15 protein-coding genes, 2 tRNA genes and 1 pseudogene are annotated in these 17070 nt (G+C 63.1%); 5 read left to right on the forward strand and 13 right to left on the reverse strand.

What is annotated here, in order from left to right:
* Window positions 1-145: 145 nt before the first annotated feature.
* Together B348_RS0100955 and B348_RS0100960 are read right to left on the reverse strand one after the other, a co-directional pair.
* Window positions 146-221, reverse strand: a tRNA-Gly gene (locus B348_RS0100955).
* A 4-nt stretch (window positions 222-225) separates the two neighbouring features.
* Window positions 226-301 (reverse strand) — tRNA-Glu (locus tag B348_RS0100960).
* A gap of 358 nt (window positions 302-659) precedes the next feature.
* On the opposite strand from B348_RS0100960, the gene B348_RS0100965 reads away from it, so the two are divergent.
* Both B348_RS0100965 and B348_RS0100970 read left to right on the forward strand, forming a co-directional pair.
* Window positions 660-1430 (forward strand): hypothetical protein, encoded by a 771-nt coding sequence (locus B348_RS0100965; RefSeq protein WP_017734300.1) that lies wholly within the window; start codon window positions 660-662, stop codon window positions 1428-1430.
* A 118-nt stretch (window positions 1431-1548) separates the two neighbouring features.
* Complete coding sequence (locus B348_RS0100970; RefSeq protein ID WP_026136459.1) at window positions 1549-2361, forward strand: alpha/beta fold hydrolase; 813 nt, start codon at window positions 1549-1551, stop codon at window positions 2359-2361.
* 36 nt (window positions 2362-2397) lie between these two features.
* Here the strand turns inward: B348_RS0100970 and B348_RS1000000132115 are convergent, their stop codons facing one another.
* The 4 genes and pseudogenes from B348_RS1000000132115 to B348_RS0100985 all read right to left on the reverse strand — a co-directional run bounded on the left by B348_RS1000000132115 (window position 2398) and on the right by B348_RS0100985 (window position 6856).
* The gene (locus B348_RS1000000132115) at window positions 2398-3279 is read right to left on the reverse strand and encodes a methyl-accepting chemotaxis protein (protein WP_371105851.1); all 882 of its coding nucleotides are present in this window, start codon (window positions 3277-3279) and stop codon (window positions 2398-2400) included.
* Window positions 3256-4455: pseudogene (locus B348_RS1000000132120) on the reverse strand (HAMP domain-containing protein); the annotation flags it as partial. The gene B348_RS1000000132115 and the pseudogene B348_RS1000000132120, both read right to left, overlap by 24 nt.
* Before the next feature lie 24 nt (window positions 4456-4479).
* Window positions 4480-5892, reverse strand: a complete 1413-nt coding sequence (locus tag B348_RS0100980) for a PLP-dependent aminotransferase family protein (RefSeq protein WP_017734303.1) — start codon at window positions 5890-5892, stop codon at window positions 4480-4482.
* Window positions 5893-6094: 202 nt separating this feature from the next.
* Complete coding sequence (locus tag B348_RS0100985) at window positions 6095-6856, reverse strand: SDR family oxidoreductase (RefSeq protein WP_017734304.1); 762 nt, start codon at window positions 6854-6856, stop codon at window positions 6095-6097.
* A 229-nt stretch (window positions 6857-7085) separates the two neighbouring features.
* On the opposite strand from B348_RS0100985, the gene B348_RS0100990 reads away from it, so the two are divergent.
* On the forward strand, window positions 7086-8093 hold the full coding sequence (locus B348_RS0100990; RefSeq protein ID WP_017734305.1) for an NADP-dependent oxidoreductase: 1008 nt from the start codon (window positions 7086-7088) through the stop codon (window positions 8091-8093).
* A gap of 146 nt (window positions 8094-8239) precedes the next feature.
* On the opposite strand, the gene pyrF is transcribed toward B348_RS0100990, so the two are convergent.
* Window positions 8240-8938 carry an orotidine-5'-phosphate decarboxylase gene (pyrF, locus tag B348_RS0100995; RefSeq protein WP_017734306.1) on the reverse strand — a complete coding sequence of 233 codons (699 nt, stop codon included), beginning with the start codon at window positions 8936-8938 and terminating at the stop codon, window positions 8240-8242.
* Between the two features lie 259 nt (window positions 8939-9197).
* On the opposite strand from pyrF, the gene B348_RS0101000 reads away from it, so the two are divergent.
* On the forward strand, window positions 9198-9962 hold the full coding sequence (locus B348_RS0101000) for a response regulator (protein ID WP_032864664.1): 765 nt from the start codon (window positions 9198-9200) through the stop codon (window positions 9960-9962).
* Window positions 9962-10999 carry a HAMP domain-containing sensor histidine kinase gene (locus B348_RS0101005; RefSeq protein ID WP_017734308.1) on the forward strand — a complete coding sequence of 346 codons (1038 nt, stop codon included), beginning with the start codon at window positions 9962-9964 and terminating at the stop codon, window positions 10997-10999. Before B348_RS0101000 ends, B348_RS0101005 begins: the two co-directional genes overlap by 1 nt.
* A gap of 126 nt (window positions 11000-11125) precedes the next feature.
* On the opposite strand, the gene B348_RS0101010 is transcribed toward B348_RS0101005, so the two are convergent.
* From B348_RS0101010 to B348_RS0101035, 6 genes are all read right to left on the reverse strand, one after another.
* Window positions 11126-12187: an AI-2E family transporter gene (locus B348_RS0101010; protein ID WP_017734309.1), complete on the reverse strand. Its 1062-nt coding sequence runs from the start codon at window positions 12185-12187 to the stop codon at window positions 11126-11128.
* 72 nt (window positions 12188-12259) lie between these two features.
* A complete protein-coding gene (locus tag B348_RS0101015; protein WP_017734310.1) occupies window positions 12260-13078 on the reverse strand; it encodes a DUF4892 domain-containing protein in 819 nt (272 codons plus the stop codon).
* A 102-nt stretch (window positions 13079-13180) separates the two neighbouring features.
* Window positions 13181-14035, reverse strand: coding sequence for an alpha/beta hydrolase (locus B348_RS0101020; protein ID WP_017734311.1), 855 nt, complete (start codon window positions 14033-14035; stop codon window positions 13181-13183).
* On the reverse strand, window positions 14032-14835 hold the full coding sequence (locus B348_RS0101025) for an alpha/beta fold hydrolase (RefSeq protein ID WP_017734312.1): 804 nt from the start codon (window positions 14833-14835) through the stop codon (window positions 14032-14034). The genes B348_RS0101020 and B348_RS0101025 overlap by 4 nt, the downstream gene beginning before the upstream one ends.
* 97 nt (window positions 14836-14932) lie before the next feature.
* On the reverse strand, window positions 14933-15376 hold the full coding sequence (locus B348_RS0101030) for a hotdog fold thioesterase (RefSeq protein ID WP_017734313.1): 444 nt from the start codon (window positions 15374-15376) through the stop codon (window positions 14933-14935).
* 31 nt (window positions 15377-15407) lie between these two features.
* Window positions 15408-17057 (reverse strand): AMP-binding protein, encoded by a 1650-nt coding sequence (locus tag B348_RS0101035; protein ID WP_017734314.1) that lies wholly within the window; start codon window positions 17055-17057, stop codon window positions 15408-15410.
* Between the last annotated feature and the right edge of the window lie 13 nt (window positions 17058-17070).

Consider the following 17070-nt stretch of genomic DNA (forward strand, 5'->3'; position numbering starts at 1 on the left):
CCGTGAAAGGGCGGTGTCCTAGGCCACTAGACGAAGGGGACACACAACTGAAACACATGGTGTGTATTTCAGTGTCCAGAGATTAGATCCGAAGATCATGCCCTGGTTTCACTCAGTGCCACCCGAGGGCAACACTGCTTAAATTTGGAGCGGGAAACGAGACTCGAACTCGCGACCCCGACCTTGGCAAGGTCGTGCTCTACCAACTGAGCTATTCCCGCAAAATGGCGTCCCCTAGGGGACTCGAACCCCTGTTACCGCCGTGAAAGGGCGGTGTCCTAGGCCACTAGACGAAGGGGACACACGTACAACTTCACTGCCTAACTGCGTTTCGCTGTGTGCTTTCCGCGTTAAGTGGCGCGCATTCTATGGATGGATTGAAAGGTCGTCAACCCCCAAGGATAAATTTATTAAAATCAATGACTTCGCCCTGCTTTCCAGGCGAGTGAAGGCAATCTGCCCGTCTGCGCCTTGGCGCCTATATTCTGGCGCACGACAAGGCGTTATAGTTCGCCGCAGCAAATGATGGCAATGTGCATCTATGCAGGGAAGGATGACCTATATAGAAGAATCTACCCGGGCAACTGGTCGATCAGTCCTATCCGCCAGATGCCCCAATCACTACACTCCACTGCAAACCCTACAAAGAGGTCACACCGGTGACACCACTCCTGATCACCCTGCTGGTAATAGCCGGGATCGTAATCCTGATCGCCATTGGCTACATGAACCACGTGGTGGAAAACAACAAACTGGAAAAGCAGCGCACCGTGATCGAGCTCAATGATCGCCTGCGTCGCTGCGGTGAAATCACCGAGACGTTCCCTGGCCAGTTGATGAACCCGGCGCTCAAGCTGCTGATGACCCGCCTGGAGCTCAACGTCAACCAGCGCCTGCTCAACCTCAACAAGACCAGCGCAGCGCTCAAGGCCCGCATCACCGAACTGAACGCATTGATAGCCCAGGGCGAATCGATCCCGGTGAACAACCCACCGGCACCGATCCAGACCGAAGCCAAGGCCAAGGACGTGCGCTTCCTGCTCGAAGCCCTGCACGGCCAGGTCACCCGCGCCGCCCAGGATGGTTTCCTGCCGACCAACGAAGCCAAGCACTGGATCAAGGAAATCCGCCACATCCTCGTGCTGCTGCACATCGAGTTCTTCAACAACCTCGGCCAGCATGCCCTGCAACAGGGCCAGCCAGGCCAGGCGCGCCTGGCGTTCGAACGCGGCGTGCAGTACCTGCGCAAACAGCCGGAGCCGGTGATCTACGCCGCGCAACTGCAATTGCTGGAGTCACAACTGGCCCGCGCCAACTCCACGGTATTGACCAACAGCAAGCCGGCCGAGGACGAGGTCAACGAACTGACCGAAGGCCTGAAGGTGGTCGACGCCGACGCCGAGTGGAAAAAGAAAGTCATCTACGACTGATCGTCCCCGCTCCCCTGTGGCGAACCCGGTTCGCCACATGCCATCACTTTGCACCTATCGCCCCGCCCCCTTCTCGCGTAAAAAAGTGCCCCTCACTCCGTGAAGTCAGAGGCCTGCTATGCCTGTCACCGTGATAGATGGACAACCGTTGCACTATATCGACCAAGGCCGCGGCCCCGCCGTGCTGCTGGGGTCGAGCTACCTGTGGGACCACACCATGTGGACGCCGCAGATCGAAGCCCTGTCGCAACAATACCGCGTCATCGTCCCCGAGCTGTGGGGCCACGGCGAATCGGGCCCGCTGCCCACCCGCACCCGATCCCTCGATGACCTTGCCCGCCAGGCCCTGGCGCTGCTCGACCACCTGGACATCGCCCAGGTCAACCTGGTGGGCCTGTCGGTCGGCGGCATGTGGGGCGCACGCCTGGCGCTGCTGGCGCCCGAGCGCGTCAACAGCCTGGTGCTGATGGACACCCACCTCGGCGCCGAGCCCGAAGCCACGCGCCAGTACTACTTTTCGCTGTTCAAGATGATCGAAGACGCCGGCGCCATTCCCGAGCCGTTGCTGGATGTGATCGCACCAATCTTCTTCCGCGCGGAGGTCGACCGCGAGTCCGCGCTGTATCAGGATTTTCGCCAGGCACTGCAGGGCTTTCCCCGCGAGCGCCTGCTGCAAAGCATCGTGCCATTGGGCCGCCTGATCTTCAGCCGCGAGGATGTACTGGACCAACTGCCGCGCCTGGACGCCGACACCACCCTGGTGATGTGCGGCGAGCAGGACAAACCCCGGCCACCCGCCGAGTCCCGGGAAATGGCCGAGCTGATCGGTTGCAGCCTGATCCTGATCCCCGACGCGGGGCATATCAGCGCCCGGGAGAACCCGGACTTCGTCAATGAGGCGCTGCTGACCTTCCTCGCCAACCACGCCTGACCGCCCTCCTCCTGGGTCGCTACCGGCGTGTAGCGATCACAGGCGGAAGTGCCCGACCATACCCTTGAGTTCCGTGCCCAACTGCGCCAACTGGATGCTCGACGCGGCATTGCCCTGCATGCTCAACGCCGACTGATCGGCGCTGGCGCGAATGCTGGTGACACTGCGGTTGATCTCTTCGGCCACCGAGCTTTGTTCCTCGGCCGCTGCGGCAATCTGCTGGTTCATCTGCTGGATCAACGACACCGCCGTGGCGATGCTGCCCAGGGCGCTTTCGGTTTCCAACGCATCGCTGACCGCCAGCTTCACCAACTCGCCACTGTGCTGGATCTGCTGCACCGACGACTGCGCCGCGCTGCGCAAGGTGCTGACCAGTCGCTCGATTTCTTCGGTGGATTGTTGAGTGCGCTTGGCCAGCGCCCGCACTTCATCGGCCACCACCGCAAAACCACGGCCTTGTTCCCCGGCACGGGCGGCTTCGATAGCGGCATTGAGCGCCAGCAGGTTGGTTTGCTCGGCCACGCTTTTGATCACCCCCAGCACCGTGCCGATGTTCTGGATTTCGGCACTGAGGCTATCGATGCTGGCACTGGCGCTGGTACTGGAGCTGGCGAGCAACTCGATCCGCTGCAAACTCTGGCGCACCACCTGCTGGCCGCTGTCCACCTTGCTGTCGGCGGTCTGCGCGGCCTGGGCGGCTTGCTCGGCATTGCGCGCCACGTCGTGCACGGTGGCGGTCATCTGGTTCATCGCCGTGGCCACCTGCTCGGTTTCTTCCCTCTGGCTACTGACCTCGACATTGGTCTGCTCGGTGACGCTGGACAGCGACTGCGCCGAACTGGCCAACTGCTCGATGCCCGCCTGCAAGCCGCTGACCATCTGGCTCAACCCATTGCCCATCTGCTGCATCGCCAGCATCAACTGGCCGATTTCATCGCGCCGGCTGACCTCCATCCGCCCGCTCAGATCACCCGCCGCAATCTGCTGCGCGACGGCGATCACGCTGCGCAGCGGTGCGACGATCAAGCGCGTGATCACCAGCGCCGCAATCAACCCCACCAACAGGGCCAGGGCGGACGAGCCGATGATCAGCAAGGTGCTTTTCTGCAGTTGCGCCTGCATCGACTGGTCTTCGGCGGCATAGGCCTGGTTGACCCGGCTGACCACCTGTTCGGCGCGCTCATGCAGCTGTTTGTAGACAACCTTTTCCTGCGCCAACAGGCCGGTGTATTCACCGAGTTTCTCGCTGAACGCGGCGATATGCCCGGAGACCTCATTGAGCACCGTCTGGTAGCCAGGGTCCTTGACCGCGGTTTTCAATTGCTCGACCTGGGCCAGCGCCTGGTCGGCCTGCTCGATCTTGCCTTGCTCGCCGCTGTCTTCTTCACCCTTGCGGCTCTGATCCAGGCGCACATGGGCCTCGTTCATCGCCTGCAACATCAGGCGCGACACCTGGCTGACCTGCCCCGCCTGCTCGATAAACTCCGCGCCCTCCTTGCCTTGGCTTTCCTTGAGGCCATAGGCGCCGTCATCCGCCAGGCCAGCCTGCAACACGTCAAGGTTGTTGGCCACGCTGGACACCGACCAACTGGCCATTTCCAGCGCCAGGTCCTTGGTCTGGGTCAGCTCGACAAACTCGTCGAACGCCTTGCGGTAGGCGGCCAGGGCTTGCTCGACATCAGTCATGGCCGGCACATTGGCTGGCGACTGAGCCTTGAGGCTCGCCGCCAGGGCCGCCAAGGCCTCGACGCTGGCGTGCAAGGCGTCGACGGCCTTGGGGTCGGCGTGCAGCGCGTAGTCCTGCTCGATCAGGCGCACCTTGAGCAAGCCGCTGTTCAGCGAAGACATGCTGTTGAGGCCGGCGAAACGCTGCCCAACGGTTTGCAGCGACCACACCCCGATCGCCGCCACCAGCGCCGTCAGCAACAGCACCAAGAGGAAGCCCAAGCCCAGTTTCTTCGCCATACCGAGGTTGGCGAAACGTCGTTGCACGCCTGAAATCATTGCACTTGAACCCTCTTGCAAGGGCAGCTGCCAGCCCGCCCGATTGACCAGCAACGAGATTCGCAACCACGGGCCAGCGACACAAGGCATTGGCGCCACAATAATGGCAAAAAGCTACATGCTCGTCGTTTTCAGAATGGTCGAGGTCGATCTGGCAGGCCCCATGCTGCGGAACAACGCCAAGGCACGCTGATCAGCCGCATAGGCCACATTGATCCGCAGCCAATCGCTGGGCTCCCCGGCCGGACTGAACAGCGCCCCCGGCGACAGCAGCACGCCCAGTCGACGGGCACAGGCCGGCAACCGCCCACGATCCCCCACCCCAGGGCGTGCCCACAGGAACATGCCGCCAGCGGGCACGGCAAACACCTCCCACTCCTCGTCCTCCAGCAATTGCAGGGTGGCGGCCATTTGCGTGTTCAGGCGCTTGCGCAGGCGCTGCACCCATTTGCGATAGGTGCCGTTGGCCAGCAGCGTCGCCACCACCGCCTCGGCGAATCGGGACGTACCGATGCCGGTCAGGGTCTTGAGGTTGACCAACTGCGCGATGATCGCAGTGCTGGCACTGAGGTAGCCCACCCGCAGCGCGCTGCTCAGGGTCTTGGAAAAGCTTGAGATGTAGATCACCCGATCATCATGGGGCAACGCCGCCAGACGCGTGCAGCTGGCATGTTGCAGGTCGCCATAGACGTCTTCTTCAATGATCAGGAAATCTCTGGCCTGGGCCAGTTGCAGCAAGCGCTCGGCCACCGGGCGGCACAGGCTGGTGCCGGTGGGGTTGTGGTACAGGCTGCTGATGAACAGGCATTTGGGCCGATGCACCTGCAACAGTGCCTCCAGCACCGCGATGTCCGGGCCGCCACGGGTACGGGGCACCTCCAGCAGCTTGACGCCGTGGAAGGCCAACTGGCGATAGAGGTTGCCGTAGCCAGGGGTTTCCACCACCACCGTGTCGCCGGCCTTGAGCAGCGTGCGTATCAGCAGGTCCTGGGCCTGGCTGGCACCCTGGGTGGTGAGAATGCGGTCGAGGCTGCTGGCCACGTGCATGCGGGTCAGGCACTTGAGCAACTGTTCGCGCAGCACCGGCAACCCCAGCGGCGTGCTGTAGTTGAACACTCCACCGGTGTCGGTGCGGCTGACTTCGCGGATCGCATAGCTGATGTCATCGCTTTCGCGCCAGGCATCCGGCAGCCAACCACAACCCAGTTTCAGCTCGCCCAGCGGGCTGTCGGTAAAGGCCCCCCAATCTTGTTCTGCACCTTCATACCAATGATGCTCGTGGTGGGCGGCGGGCTGGGCCACAACAAAGCCTGAGCCCGGCTTCGAGGCCAGAAGACCCTGGGCCACCATGCGCTCAAAGGCCTCGATGACGCTGGACTGGCTGAGCAGGTTGTCGAGGGCCAATTGGCGGATGGAGGGCAGACGCGTGCCAGGGCTCGCCCCGCTTTTGCGAATCCATTGCGCCACCGCGCTGATGATCTGTTGCACCACCGGTACAAGGGCTTGTCGATCGATCCCTAAATCCATGAGCCACTCACTTCACTGTCTGTTATTCAACCCGCAAGAGTTAAGCACAGAAGTCCATCACGACCGGTCGCCAAGTTTTACTAAAGTATTGATTTTATTGAGTTATTTACCTACTGATACACATTAGGACGCGGCGTTTTGCCAGCTATGGAAAAACCCCACAGCGCCCCAAACCTTTTCAGGTGAGGTGCGTTTGCAGGTCCTAGATGGCCGTCGCGCCACCGTCCACCGCCAACGCCTGGCCGGTAGTAAAAGCGGCACCGTCACTGCACAGGTAGAGCACAGCGGCGGCGATTTCCTCGACCTTGCCGATGCGCCCGACCGGGTGCATGGCCGCAGCGAAATCGGCCTTGCGCGGGTCGGCTTCATAGGCGCGGCGGAACATATCGGTGTCGATCACCGCCGGGCATACCGCATTCACGCGGATGTGCTTTTTTGCATACTCGATGGCCGCCGACTTGGTCAGGCCGATCACCGCATGTTTGGAGGCCGCGTAAATGCTCATCTTCGGCGCCGCACCCAACCCCGCCACCGACGCGGTGTTGACGATCGCCCCGCCGCCCTGGGCCAGCAACAGCGGCAGTTGATACTTCATGCACAACCACACGCCTTTGACGTTGACGCCCATGATGGCGTCGAACTCATCCAGGCTGCCGTCGGCCAGCTTGCCCTTTTCAATCTCGATGCCGGCATTGTTGAAGGCGTAGTCCAGGCGACCATAGGCGGCGACTGTGCGCGCCATCAGTTGCTGCACATCCGCTTCCAGGGTGACGTTGCAGCGCACAAACAGCGCTTCACCGCCCGCCTGCTGGATCAGCGCCACAGTGCCCTCGCCGCCCGCCGCGTCGAGGTCGGCAACCACCACCTTCAAACCTTCGGCGGCGAACGCCAACGCGGTAGCGCGGCCAATACCGGCGGCGGCACCAGTCACCAGGGCGACCTGGCCGGAAAACGTCATGCTCATGGGGGATGTCCTTTGGGAGAAATTGCCGTGGGCCGAGTCTAGCCAACGCAGCGACGGGCGCGTCAGCACTATCAGAAGGCCAGTTGGCGCTGCATGGATCACAGTGATAAAGCCACCGGCCTGACTATCAGCCTTGTCTATCGATGGGCATTCGCACTGGCCGGTGAACCTTGCTCGCAAGCCGTTCTGGGTCTATCAATCATGGTTCATTTCTAAAAGAGTCCCTGCCATGACTGCCCAGACCAACCGCCAATTCCTGCTCGCCAAACGCCCGGTCGGTGCCGCCACGCGGGACACCTTCACCTATCAGGAAGTCCCGGTGGGCACGCCGCAGGACGGCCAAGTGCTGGTGCGCAATGAATACCTGTCTCTCGACCCGGCCATGCGTGGCTGGATGAATGAAGGCAAGTCCTACATCCCACCGGTGGGCATCGGCGAAGTGATGCGCGCGCTGGGCGTGGGAGAAGTGATTGCGTCGAACAACCCCAAATTTGCCGTCGGCGACTACGTGAACGGCGCCTTGGGCGTGCAGGATTACTTCCTCGGTGAGCCGCGCGGTTTCTACAAGGTTGATCCGAAACTGGCGCCGTTGCCGCGCTACCTGTCGGCACTGGGCATGACCGGCATGACCGCCTATTTCGCCCTGCTGGACACCGGCGCGCCCAAGGCTGGCGACACCGTGGTCATTTCCGGCGCGGCCGGTGCGGTGGGCAGCATTGCCGGGCAGATCGCCAAGATCAAAGGCTGCCGCGTGGTGGGTATTGCCGGCGGCGCCGACAAGTGCAAATTCCTCGTGGATGAACTGGGGTTCGACGCGGCCATCGACTACAAAAACGAAGACGTGCCCGCCGCGCTCAAGCGCGAGTGCCCCAAGGGCGTGGACGTGTATTTCGATAACGTCGGCGGCGACATTCTCGACGCGGTGCTCAGCCGCCTCGCGCTGAAGGCGCGGGTGGTGATTTGCGGTGCCATCAGCCAGTACAACAACAAGGAAGCGGTGAAAGGCCCGGCCAACTATCTGTCATTGCTGGTCAATCGTGCGCGCATGGAAGGTTTTGTGGTGATGGATCACGCGGCCAACTTCGCTGCCGCCGGACAAGAAATGGGTGGCTGGATGGCCCAGGGCAAGCTCAAGAGCAAGGAGGATATCGTGGAGGGGCTGGAGACGTTCCCGGAGACGCTGATGAAGCTGTTCAACGGTGAGAACTTTGGGAAGTTGGTGCTGAAAGTGAACTGAAACACCCTGGTTCTGAATGTTTGAGAGCTAAATGTGGGAGCGGGCTTGCCCGCGATTGCGGTGGATCAGTTATGAATGTATCAACTGACACTGCGCCATCGCGGGCAAGCCCGCTCCCACATTTTTAACCGTGCTGACTCCAGATATCAGGCGATCTCGGCAACCACTGCCGCCAACGCCTTGGCCGGGTCCGCCGCCTGGCTGATCGGGCGACCAATCACCAGATAGTCAGAACCTGCATCCAGCGCCTGACGCGGCGTCAGGATTCGGCGCTGGTCATCCTGCGCACTGCCCGCCGGACGAATCCCCGGGGTCACCAGTTGCAGCGACGGGTGCGCGGTCTTCAGCGCCTGGGCTTCCAACGCCGAGCACACCAGGCCATCAAGGCCGGCTTTCTGCGCCAGCGCCGCCAGGCGCAACACTTGTTCCTGTGGCTCGATGTCCAGGCCAATGCCGGCCAGGTCTTCGCGTTCCATGCTGGTCAGCACGGTCACACCGATCAGCAGCGGTTTCGGGCCGCTGCGCTGTTCCAGCACTTCACGGCAGGCAGTCATCATGCGCAGGCCACCGGAGCAGTGCACGTTGACCATCCACACGCCCATCTCGGCCGCGGCTTTCACGGCCATGGCGGTGGTGTTGGGAATATCGTGGAATTTCAGGTCGAGGAACACTTCGAAGCCTTTGTCACGCAGGGTGCCGACAATTTCTGCGGCGCAGCTGGTGAACAGTTCCTTGCCGACCTTGACCCGGCAAAGCTTCGGGTCCAACTGGTCAGCCAGCTTCAGTGCGGCGTCACGAGTGGGGTAATCCAGGGCGACGATGATAGGAGTCTGGCAGACGGACATTGGAATGGGCTCTCAGGCAAGTCGAAATCGGCGCGGATTGTAGCGCAAGCAGCGCCGTTGCGGGATCCGATGATCGGTAAATACTGACAGAGCGCACGGCAACGGGTGTTTCAGGCAATTATTTCAAAGCTGATACATTCACGACATGCCCCCAACACGCCCCACCGCTAGCCTCGCCCGCACGACCCACCGTCCAGCACTTCCAGCCATGGGGCTGGGCGCCTATGCTGACCGTCACAACCAGGCAGATGATCGCACTATGCATACCCCTCCCGTCTCTATGAACGACGAGCACAAAGGTTCGGTGATCGCCGATGAAAAGCGCTGGAACACCCGCGCGCTGATTGTCGATGACGACGTGCCGATCCGCGAACTGCTGATCGACTACCTGGCGCGCTTCAACATCCTCGCCACCGGCGTCACCGACGGCGCCGCCATGCGCGTGGCCATGCAGGCCGAAACCTTCGACGTGGTGGTGCTCGACCTCATGCTGCCGGGGGAAGACGGCCTGTCGCTGTGCCGCTGGCTGCGCGGGGAGTCGGACATCCCGATCCTGATGCTCACCGCCCGCTGCGAACCCACCGACCGCATCATCGGCCTGGAACTGGGCGCCGACGACTACATGTCCAAGCCGTTCGAACCGCGTGAACTGGTGGCGCGCATCCAGACCATCCTGCGCCGCGTGCGCGATGACCGCACCGAGCAGCGCGCGAATATCCGCTTCGACAACTGGCGCCTGAACAGCGTGCTGCGCCAACTGGTGGCCGACGATGGCCTGGTGGTGCCGCTGTCCAACGCCGAGTTCCGCCTGCTGTGGGTGTTTATCGAACGGCCACGCCGCGTATTGAGCCGCGAACAGTTGCTGGATGCGGCCCGTGGGCGCTCCATCGAAGCCTTCGACCGCAGCATCGACCTGCTGGTCTCGCGCCTGCGCCAGAAACTCGGCGATGACCCCAAGGCACCGCAACTGATCAAGACCGTGCGCGGCGAAGGCTACCTGTTCGACGCCCGGGATATCGGCTGATGCGTGCCACCTTCAATACGTTGTTCGGGCGGCTGTTCGGCGTATTGCTGGTGGCGATCATCCTCGCCCACGTGCTGGCCATCGCCTGGTTCCGCTATTACGGCCCCCCTCCGCCGCCGCCCCAGGAAACCTTTGTCGAGCAGCCGGACGGCAGGATGGTGCCGTTGAACAAGGAACACCGTCGCCCTTGGTTTGGCGGCCCGGTGGTGCCGCTGACGTTCCAGTTCATCTCGCTGATCATCGCCGCCTGGTACGGCGCCAAGCTGCTGAGCCGGCCGATCCAGCGCCTCAGCGAAGCCGCCGAGCGCCTGAGCCTGGACCTCGACAGCCCGCCCCTCGACGAATCCGGGCCGCGCGAGGCGAAACAGGCCGCTTCGACCTTCAACCTGATGCAACGGCGCATCCGCGAACAGGTCAGCCAGCGTGCGCGCATGCTCGGCGCGGTCTCCCATGACCTGCGCACGCCGCTGTCGCGCCTCAAGTTGCGCCTGGAACAGATCGAAGACCCCAAGCTGCAGGGCCAGATGCGCCAGGACCTCAACGACATGATCGGCATGCTCGACGCGACCCTGAGCTACCTGCACGAACAACGCACCAGCGAAACCCGGCATTGGCTCGACGTGCAGGCGCTGGTGGAGTCCATGAGCGAGAACGCCCAGGACCAGGGCTCCGATGTGCAACACGGCGGCACCTGCGCGCCATTGCAGGTACAACCGATGGCCTTGCGCTCGTGCCTCAACAACCTGATCGACAACGCGTTGCGCTATGCCGGCACGGCGCGGGTGGAACTGGAGGACAGCCGCGAGGCCCTGATCATCCGCGTGATCGACCACGGCCCGGGGATTGCTGCGGATCAGCGTGAGGCGGTGTTCGAACCGTTCTTTCGCCTGGAAGGTTCGCGCAACCGCAATTCCGGTGGCGTTGGCCTGGGCATGACGATTTCCAAGGATGCGGCGGAGCGCTTGGGCGGGAAGCTGAGCCTGGAGGAAACCCCAGGCGGCGGGTTGACTGCTGTCATGTGGCTACCCCGAACGTAACAGACTGACACCGCTCCATGTGGGAGCTGGCTTGCCTGCGATAGCAGACTGTCAGTTGATGCGTGTGTGGCTGACCCACCGCTATCGCAGGCAAGCCAGCTCCCACAATGATCTCCACTCGCTCAGTTATAGGGGTTTGTCTTCCCGACGGCCCTGGGCCTGGGTCGCACTCCAGTCCATCAGCAAGCTATACGCCACCGCCAACAACGTCGGGCCGATAAACAAGCCGATAAACCCGAACGCAATCAACCCGCCAAACACCCCGAGCAGCACGATCACCAGCGGCAGGTTGCCGCCGCGGCTGATCAGGTACGGCTTGAGCACGTTGTCGACGCCGCTGATGATGAACGTGCCCCACACGCCCAGGAACACCGCGTAGGTGTAGTCGCCCTTCCACGCCAGCCAGGCCGTGGCCGGGATCCACACCAGCGGCGGCCCCATGGGGATCAGGCTGAGCAGGAAGGTGACGATCCCCAGCACCAGCGCGCCCGGCACGCCGGCGATCAGGAAGCCGATCAGCGCCAGCAGCGCCTGGGCGGCGGCTGTGCCGATCACGCCGTTGACCACCCGTTGCACGGTGCCCGCCACCAGTTCGATGTAGTAACCGGCACGGTCACCGATCAAGCGCTCCAGCAGGCGGTGCACGAACATTGCCAGGCGCGGGCCGTCACGGTAGAAAAAGAACACGAACACCAGGCTCAGGGTCAGTTCCAGGATGCCGCCGCCGATCTGCGCACTGCGCGCCAGCAGCCAGTTGCCGACCTGGCCCAGGTAGGGTTTGAGCGTGACCATCAGCGCAGCGCCTTGCTGGTCGATGGTGTCCCACATGCCCACCAGCCGCTCGCCAACAAACGGGATCGAACCCAGCCAGGTCGGCGCTTCGGGCAGGCCGTCAACCTGGATGTCCTTGATCAGCGCCACGGCATCGCGCACATGATCCGCCAGGTTGAACCCCAGCCACACCAGCGGCACCGCCACCAGCAACATCCAACCCAGGGTCAGGATGCCGGCGGCCAACGATTCACGGCCACCCAGCGCACGGGTCAGCAAACGCATCAGCGGCCAGCTGGCAAACGCCAGCACCGCGCCCCAGAACAGCGCCGACCAGAACGGCGCCATGACCCAGAAGCTGGCACCAAACAGCACCAGCAGCAGGATTTGCACCAGCAGGCGATCGTTATTGAGCATGGGGTATCTCTAGCAGAAGGCGTTAGGAAGACAGCTTAGGCGAACGGCGCGGGGCCGTTCGCCCGATAACGCCTAGCGTATCAGATGCAGGTGCAAGCCCTTGGTGTCGCCGGTGCCGGTCTCCAGGCGCGCGGCACGCACGCCCTTGTCGATCAAGGCCTGGCGCCAGGCTTCGGCATTCGGCCCGGCGAGGCTGACACGCAGGGTGGTGTCGAGGTTGAGCCCACGGGAAATCAGGGTCAGCCAGGTGTCATCCGGCTCGGCGGCCAACTTCGGCAAGTCCAGCTCGCCGGTGCTTTTAAGCTCGCGCAGCAGCGTGGCCGAGGTGGGCAGCAGGTCGCCCAGCGGCGCGCCGGCATCCAACTGCTCCACATGCAGGTAGGCGCGGCGGTTGCCACGGGTAATGGCGTAGAGCGCGATCAGGCTGTTCGCTTGCGGCTCGGCCAGGCGCAGCAGCAGGTATTCCTGCTCACTGTCGGCGCCCACCAGCTTGGCGTTGCCGAAGATTTCGTTGGCCCACAGGCTGCTTTCGCCGCAATCACGGGCTTTGCACCAGAACAGCAACTGCGCGCCTTTGGCCTGCAACGCCTCGCGCGTCGCGGTAAACGCAGTGCTGGAACTGTGCTCGGCGGGCAACTCATAGGTGATCGCCGTGGCCTGGCCGCGTGCGGTGGCCTGGCCTTCGTAGCGCAACTGGCCGCTGATCTTGCGGATCGCGCCCATGGGGTAGATGCGTTCCTTTTCTTCGGCGGGGCGGTAATCGACGATTTGCGCGTCGACTTGCCGGGCCACGGCCGGCAGGTCCTGGCTTCCCGGCACGTCGGCGGCGAACACCAATGGGCTGAGCAGGCTTAGCCCGAGGATACGGATACAGCCGTTACGCACGCTCATAGGATCAACGCGCCGTGGCCAGCGGAGGTCATAGCAGTGTTGAGATGGTTCATGGTTGGCTCCCTTTCAATCCGCCCAGCCTCGGCAGTTGACCCCGCCAAGTCAAGGCGCAGAGAAGAAGCGATTGAAACAGTCTGCAACAAGAGCTGCGCCGGGCTCGTCATTCAGGTGCAAATGATGGCCGCCTGGCAGCGTGGTCACGGTGAAGGGCAGTTGGGAAAGCAATTCTGGATGTTTCGCCAGCATGCCGTCGGCGGCGACCACCAACTGCGTAGGGCAACCCACCCGCCGCACGAAGGCCATGGCTTGTTCGTCGGTCAGGCGCATCGGTGATGCCAGGGTCAAGCGACTGTCGGTACGCCAGGTGTAACCGCCCGGCACCGGCATCAAACCGCGCTGGGCCAGCAGTTCGGCGGCTTCGCGACTGACCGCCACCAGGCCTTTCATGCGCACTTCCACGGCACGCTCCAGGGTGGCGTAGACCGGCTTGCGTTTGTCCTGCAAGTCCAATTGCGCCTGCAACGCCATGCCCAGGCGCTCGGCGGCGTTCTCGCCGCTGGCGGTCGGCGGGATCACGCCGTCGATCAATCCCAGGTACGTCACGCGCTCCGGCAACGCGCCGGCCAGCACCAGGGACACGATGGCGCCCAGTGAGTGGCCAAGTAATGCAAAACGTTTCCAGCCCAATTGTTCGGCGACGTGCAGCACGTCGTGGACGTAATCCCACAAGGCATAACCGGCCCCTGCAGGGCGATGCGCCGAATGCCCATGCCCCGCCATGTCCAAGGCGACGATGCGCAAGCCCTCAAGCTTTGGCGCCAGCCGCGCAAAGCTGTTGGCGTTGTCCAGCCAGCCATGCAGGGCGATCACCGGCAAACCGTCTTCGGGCCCGAACAAGTGAGCCGCCAACTCTATATGGGGCAGGCTCAGGCGCACTTCTTCCACCGCCGCGCTCATGGGCAGTTGCCCTCACGGGCGGCCCAACGGGAGAACAGGTTCTTGATCAAGGTCGCGGTGTCCTGGGGGCGTTCGAGGGGGAACATATGGCCGCCGGGCATGGTGAGCATTTCGCCCATCGGCAGGCGATCGACGCCGCTGGCATGGTGACGCATCACCACCCGGCTCTGGCGGCCGCGCACCACCGCCAGCGGCACTTTCAACTGGCGCACCTGACCGGGGCTGGTGTGGGGCACGCCGCGGTAGATGCTGATTTCGGTGGCCGGGTCGAAGCGCAGGCGCAGGCGGTCGCCCACCGGGTAAAGGCCGTGTTGCAGGTAGGCGTCGAAGCATTCCGGGTCAAAACCGCGAAACAGGGTTTTACCGGCGAAGTAGCTGCGCGCGCTGTCCAGGTCATGGAACTCTTCACGCCGGCCCAGGGTGCGCCCGGCCGGGGTCAGACGGTCGATAAAGCCCAGGCGCTTGGCGGCGCGGATCACCCAGCGGTCGGCACGGGTCAGCACCGGCGAGTCGAGCATCACCACGCCGCGATATAACTGTGGGCAACGCATGGCCGCATGCAGATGCAGCACGCCACCGAGGGAATGGCCCACGCCCCACACCGGTTCCGGCTGCTGCTCCAGGTGGTGGATCAACTCGTCCACCAGGTTCTGCCAGTTATCGTCCACCGGGAACCTGGGGTCGTGACCGTGCTGCGGCAAATGAGCCACGGCGTATTCCGGGGCCAGGGCGGCAAACAACTTGCCGTACGTAGCCGAAGGGAAACCATTGGCGTGGGCAAAAAACACGTGCTGCGACATACCGGACTCATCTACAAAAACAGAAAGCGATTGTCACCACGCCTGGCCGCAACAGCAATGACTGTAACTGCCAGGAATGATGACACTCACGCCACGCCTATCGCGCCGGCGGCTGCTCGCCCAGCGGCACCACGGCCATGGTCAGGCGCGAAACGCAGCTGGCTTTGCCGTCATCATTGGTCAAGCGGATATCCCACACCTGGGTGGTGCGGCCGATATGAATCGCCCGCGCCACCGCCGTCACCCGCCCGCTGCGCACACCGCGCAGGTGGTTGGCGTTGACCTCCAGGCCCACGCAATAGAACTTGCTGGCGTCGATACACAGGTAGGCCGCCATGGAGCCGACACTTTCCGCCAGCACCACCGACGCGCCGCCGTGCAGCAGGCCGTAGGGCTGGTGGGTGCGATGATCGACCACCATGCTGGCGGTCAGGGATTCGTCGTCGAAGCTTTCGAAGCGAATGTCCAGCAGTTCACCGATGGTGTTTTTCTGGATCGCGTTGAGTTGTTCGATGTTCGGTTGGGTGCGCCACAGGCCCATGGGATAGTCCTTTGTTGGTTTTATGATGAGCCTAATCCTGCCACAGAACGGATTCGGAACGCTCGCTCCACGTCTGCAAATATGCACCGTAAGTCGATTCGATCACGTTGCGCTTGATCTTCAGGGTCGGCGTCAGGAAGCCGTTTTCCACCGCCCAGCTGTCATTGACCACCACCAATTGGCGCAGGCGCTCATGTTTATCCAACGTCTGGTTGACCGCCTCCAGCCAGCGCTCAAGGCTGCCTTGCAGGGCTTGGCGGTCGTGCGCCAGCGTCGATAGCACACACAACGCAATCGGCGCGCCGAGGCCATCGCCGACCACGCACACCTGTTCGATGTGCGCATGTTCGGCCAGGCGGTTTTCAATCGGCGCCGGGGCTACGTATTTGCCTTTGCTGGTCTTGAAGATTTCCTTGAGCCGTCCGGTCAGGCGCAGGCGGCCATCGGCGTCCTGCTCGCCCTTGTCGCCGGTGCGCAGGAAGCCATCGGCGATGAGGGTCTCGGCGGTCTTCGCGGGGTCCTTGAAGTAACCGAGCATCGTCGCACCGCTGCGCACCTGCACTTCGCCCGAGGCGTCGATGCGCACTTCAACCCCCGGGCATGGCAGGCCGATCCAGCCGATGGTCTGCTGGCCGGGGCGGCACACATGGGAGTAGCCGCAACTTTCGGTCATGCCGTACACCTCCAGCACATCCAGGCCCAGGCGTTGATACCAGCGCAGCAGCGCCTCGGGCACCGGCGCCGCGCCGGACAGGGCGATGCGCAATTCATCCAGCCCTAGGCCGGCGAGCACTTTATGGCCCACACGCTTGCCGATAAACGGCAGGCGCAACAGGGTATCGAGGCGTTTTTGCGGGATCTTGGCGTAGACCCCCAGCTGGAATTTGGTCCAGATGCGCGGCACGCCAAACAACGCCGTCGGCCGCGCCCGACGCAGATCGGTCAGAAAGGTGTCCAGGCTCTCGGCGAAAAACACGGTTTGCCCGGTATAGATCGCGGCCATCTCGACAAACATCCGCTCGGCCACATGGCACAGCGGCAGGTACGACAACAACCGGTCGCCCTCCCCCAGGCCAAACACTTCAGTGCCGCGCGTGGCGGCAAAACCCAGGGCGCCGAAGCTGTGCATCACGCCCTTGGGCAGGCCGGTGGTGCCGGAGGTGTAGATGATGGTCGCAAGATCCGCGGCCGCAGGCTCTGGGTTGTCTTGAATGGGCGAGCAGGCTTGCAGGTCGGCCCAGCTGAAATCAAACGTGCCGGGCGGGCACAGCGGCAGGCTGATGGTCGGCACACCGGCGGGCACACCGGGCGCCATCGCCGGCCAATCGTCGAGCTTGCCGACAAACACCAGCGCCGCCTCGGAATGGTTGAGCACATGGGCGACGGAGTCGGCAGTAAGGTTGGGGTACAAGGGCACCGAGACATGCCCGGCCATCCAGATCGCCAGGTCGGCGATGATCCAGTGCGCGCAGTTTTTCGAAATCAGGGCAATGTGCGAACCACGGGGCAGTTCACGGGCACGCAGCCAGTGCGCGGCGCATCGGGCCTGGTGGCCGACATCGCCCCAGGTGAGGCTGTGCACCTCGCCCCCGCCGACAGGCTGGACCAGAAAGGTTTTGCGCGGATGGCGCGCTTCACGTTCAAAGAAGACCTGCAACGGCAAACGAAAAGCGACGGGCATGGGACGCGCTCCT

It is taken from the genome of Pseudomonas sp. CBZ-4, assembly GCF_000346755.1.
GTDB lineage: Bacteria > Pseudomonadota > Gammaproteobacteria > Pseudomonadales > Pseudomonadaceae > Aquipseudomonas.

Coding starts and splice junctions, on each gene's coding strand:
- B348_RS0101035 (WP_017734314.1), bottom strand. CDS start 17,057: ATGCCCGTCGCTTTTCGTTTGCCGTTGCAGGTCTTCTTTGAACGTGAA.
- B348_RS0100980 (WP_017734303.1), bottom strand. CDS start 5,892: ATGGATTTAGGGATCGATCGACAAGCCCTTGTACCGGTGGTGCAACAG.
- B348_RS0101005 (WP_017734308.1), top strand. CDS start 9,962: ATGCGTGCCACCTTCAATACGTTGTTCGGGCGGCTGTTCGGCGTATTG.
- B348_RS0101000 (WP_032864664.1), top strand. CDS start 9,198: ATGCATACCCCTCCCGTCTCTATGAACGACGAGCACAAAGGTTCGGTG.
- B348_RS0100990 (WP_017734305.1), top strand. CDS start 7,086: ATGACTGCCCAGACCAACCGCCAATTCCTGCTCGCCAAACGCCCGGTC.
- B348_RS0100985 (WP_017734304.1), bottom strand. CDS start 6,856: ATGAGCATGACGTTTTCCGGCCAGGTCGCCCTGGTGACTGGTGCCGCC.
- B348_RS1000000132115 (WP_371105851.1), bottom strand. CDS start 3,279: ATGCTGGCGATGCAGCAGATGGGCAATGGGTTGAGCCAGATGGTCAGC.
- B348_RS0101015 (WP_017734310.1), bottom strand. CDS start 13,078: ATGAGCGTGCGTAACGGCTGTATCCGTATCCTCGGGCTAAGCCTGCTC.
- pyrF (WP_017734306.1), bottom strand. CDS start 8,938: ATGTCCGTCTGCCAGACTCCTATCATCGTCGCCCTGGATTACCCCACT.
- B348_RS0101030 (WP_017734313.1), bottom strand. CDS start 15,376: ATGGGCCTGTGGCGCACCCAACCGAACATCGAACAACTCAACGCGATC.
- B348_RS0101025 (WP_017734312.1), bottom strand. CDS start 14,835: ATGTCGCAGCACGTGTTTTTTGCCCACGCCAATGGTTTCCCTTCGGCT.
- B348_RS0100970 (WP_026136459.1), top strand. CDS start 1,549: ATGCCTGTCACCGTGATAGATGGACAACCGTTGCACTATATCGACCAA.
- B348_RS0101020 (WP_017734311.1), bottom strand. CDS start 14,035: ATGAGCGCGGCGGTGGAAGAAGTGCGCCTGAGCCTGCCCCATATAGAG.
- B348_RS0101010 (WP_017734309.1), bottom strand. CDS start 12,187: ATGCTCAATAACGATCGCCTGCTGGTGCAAATCCTGCTGCTGGTGCTG.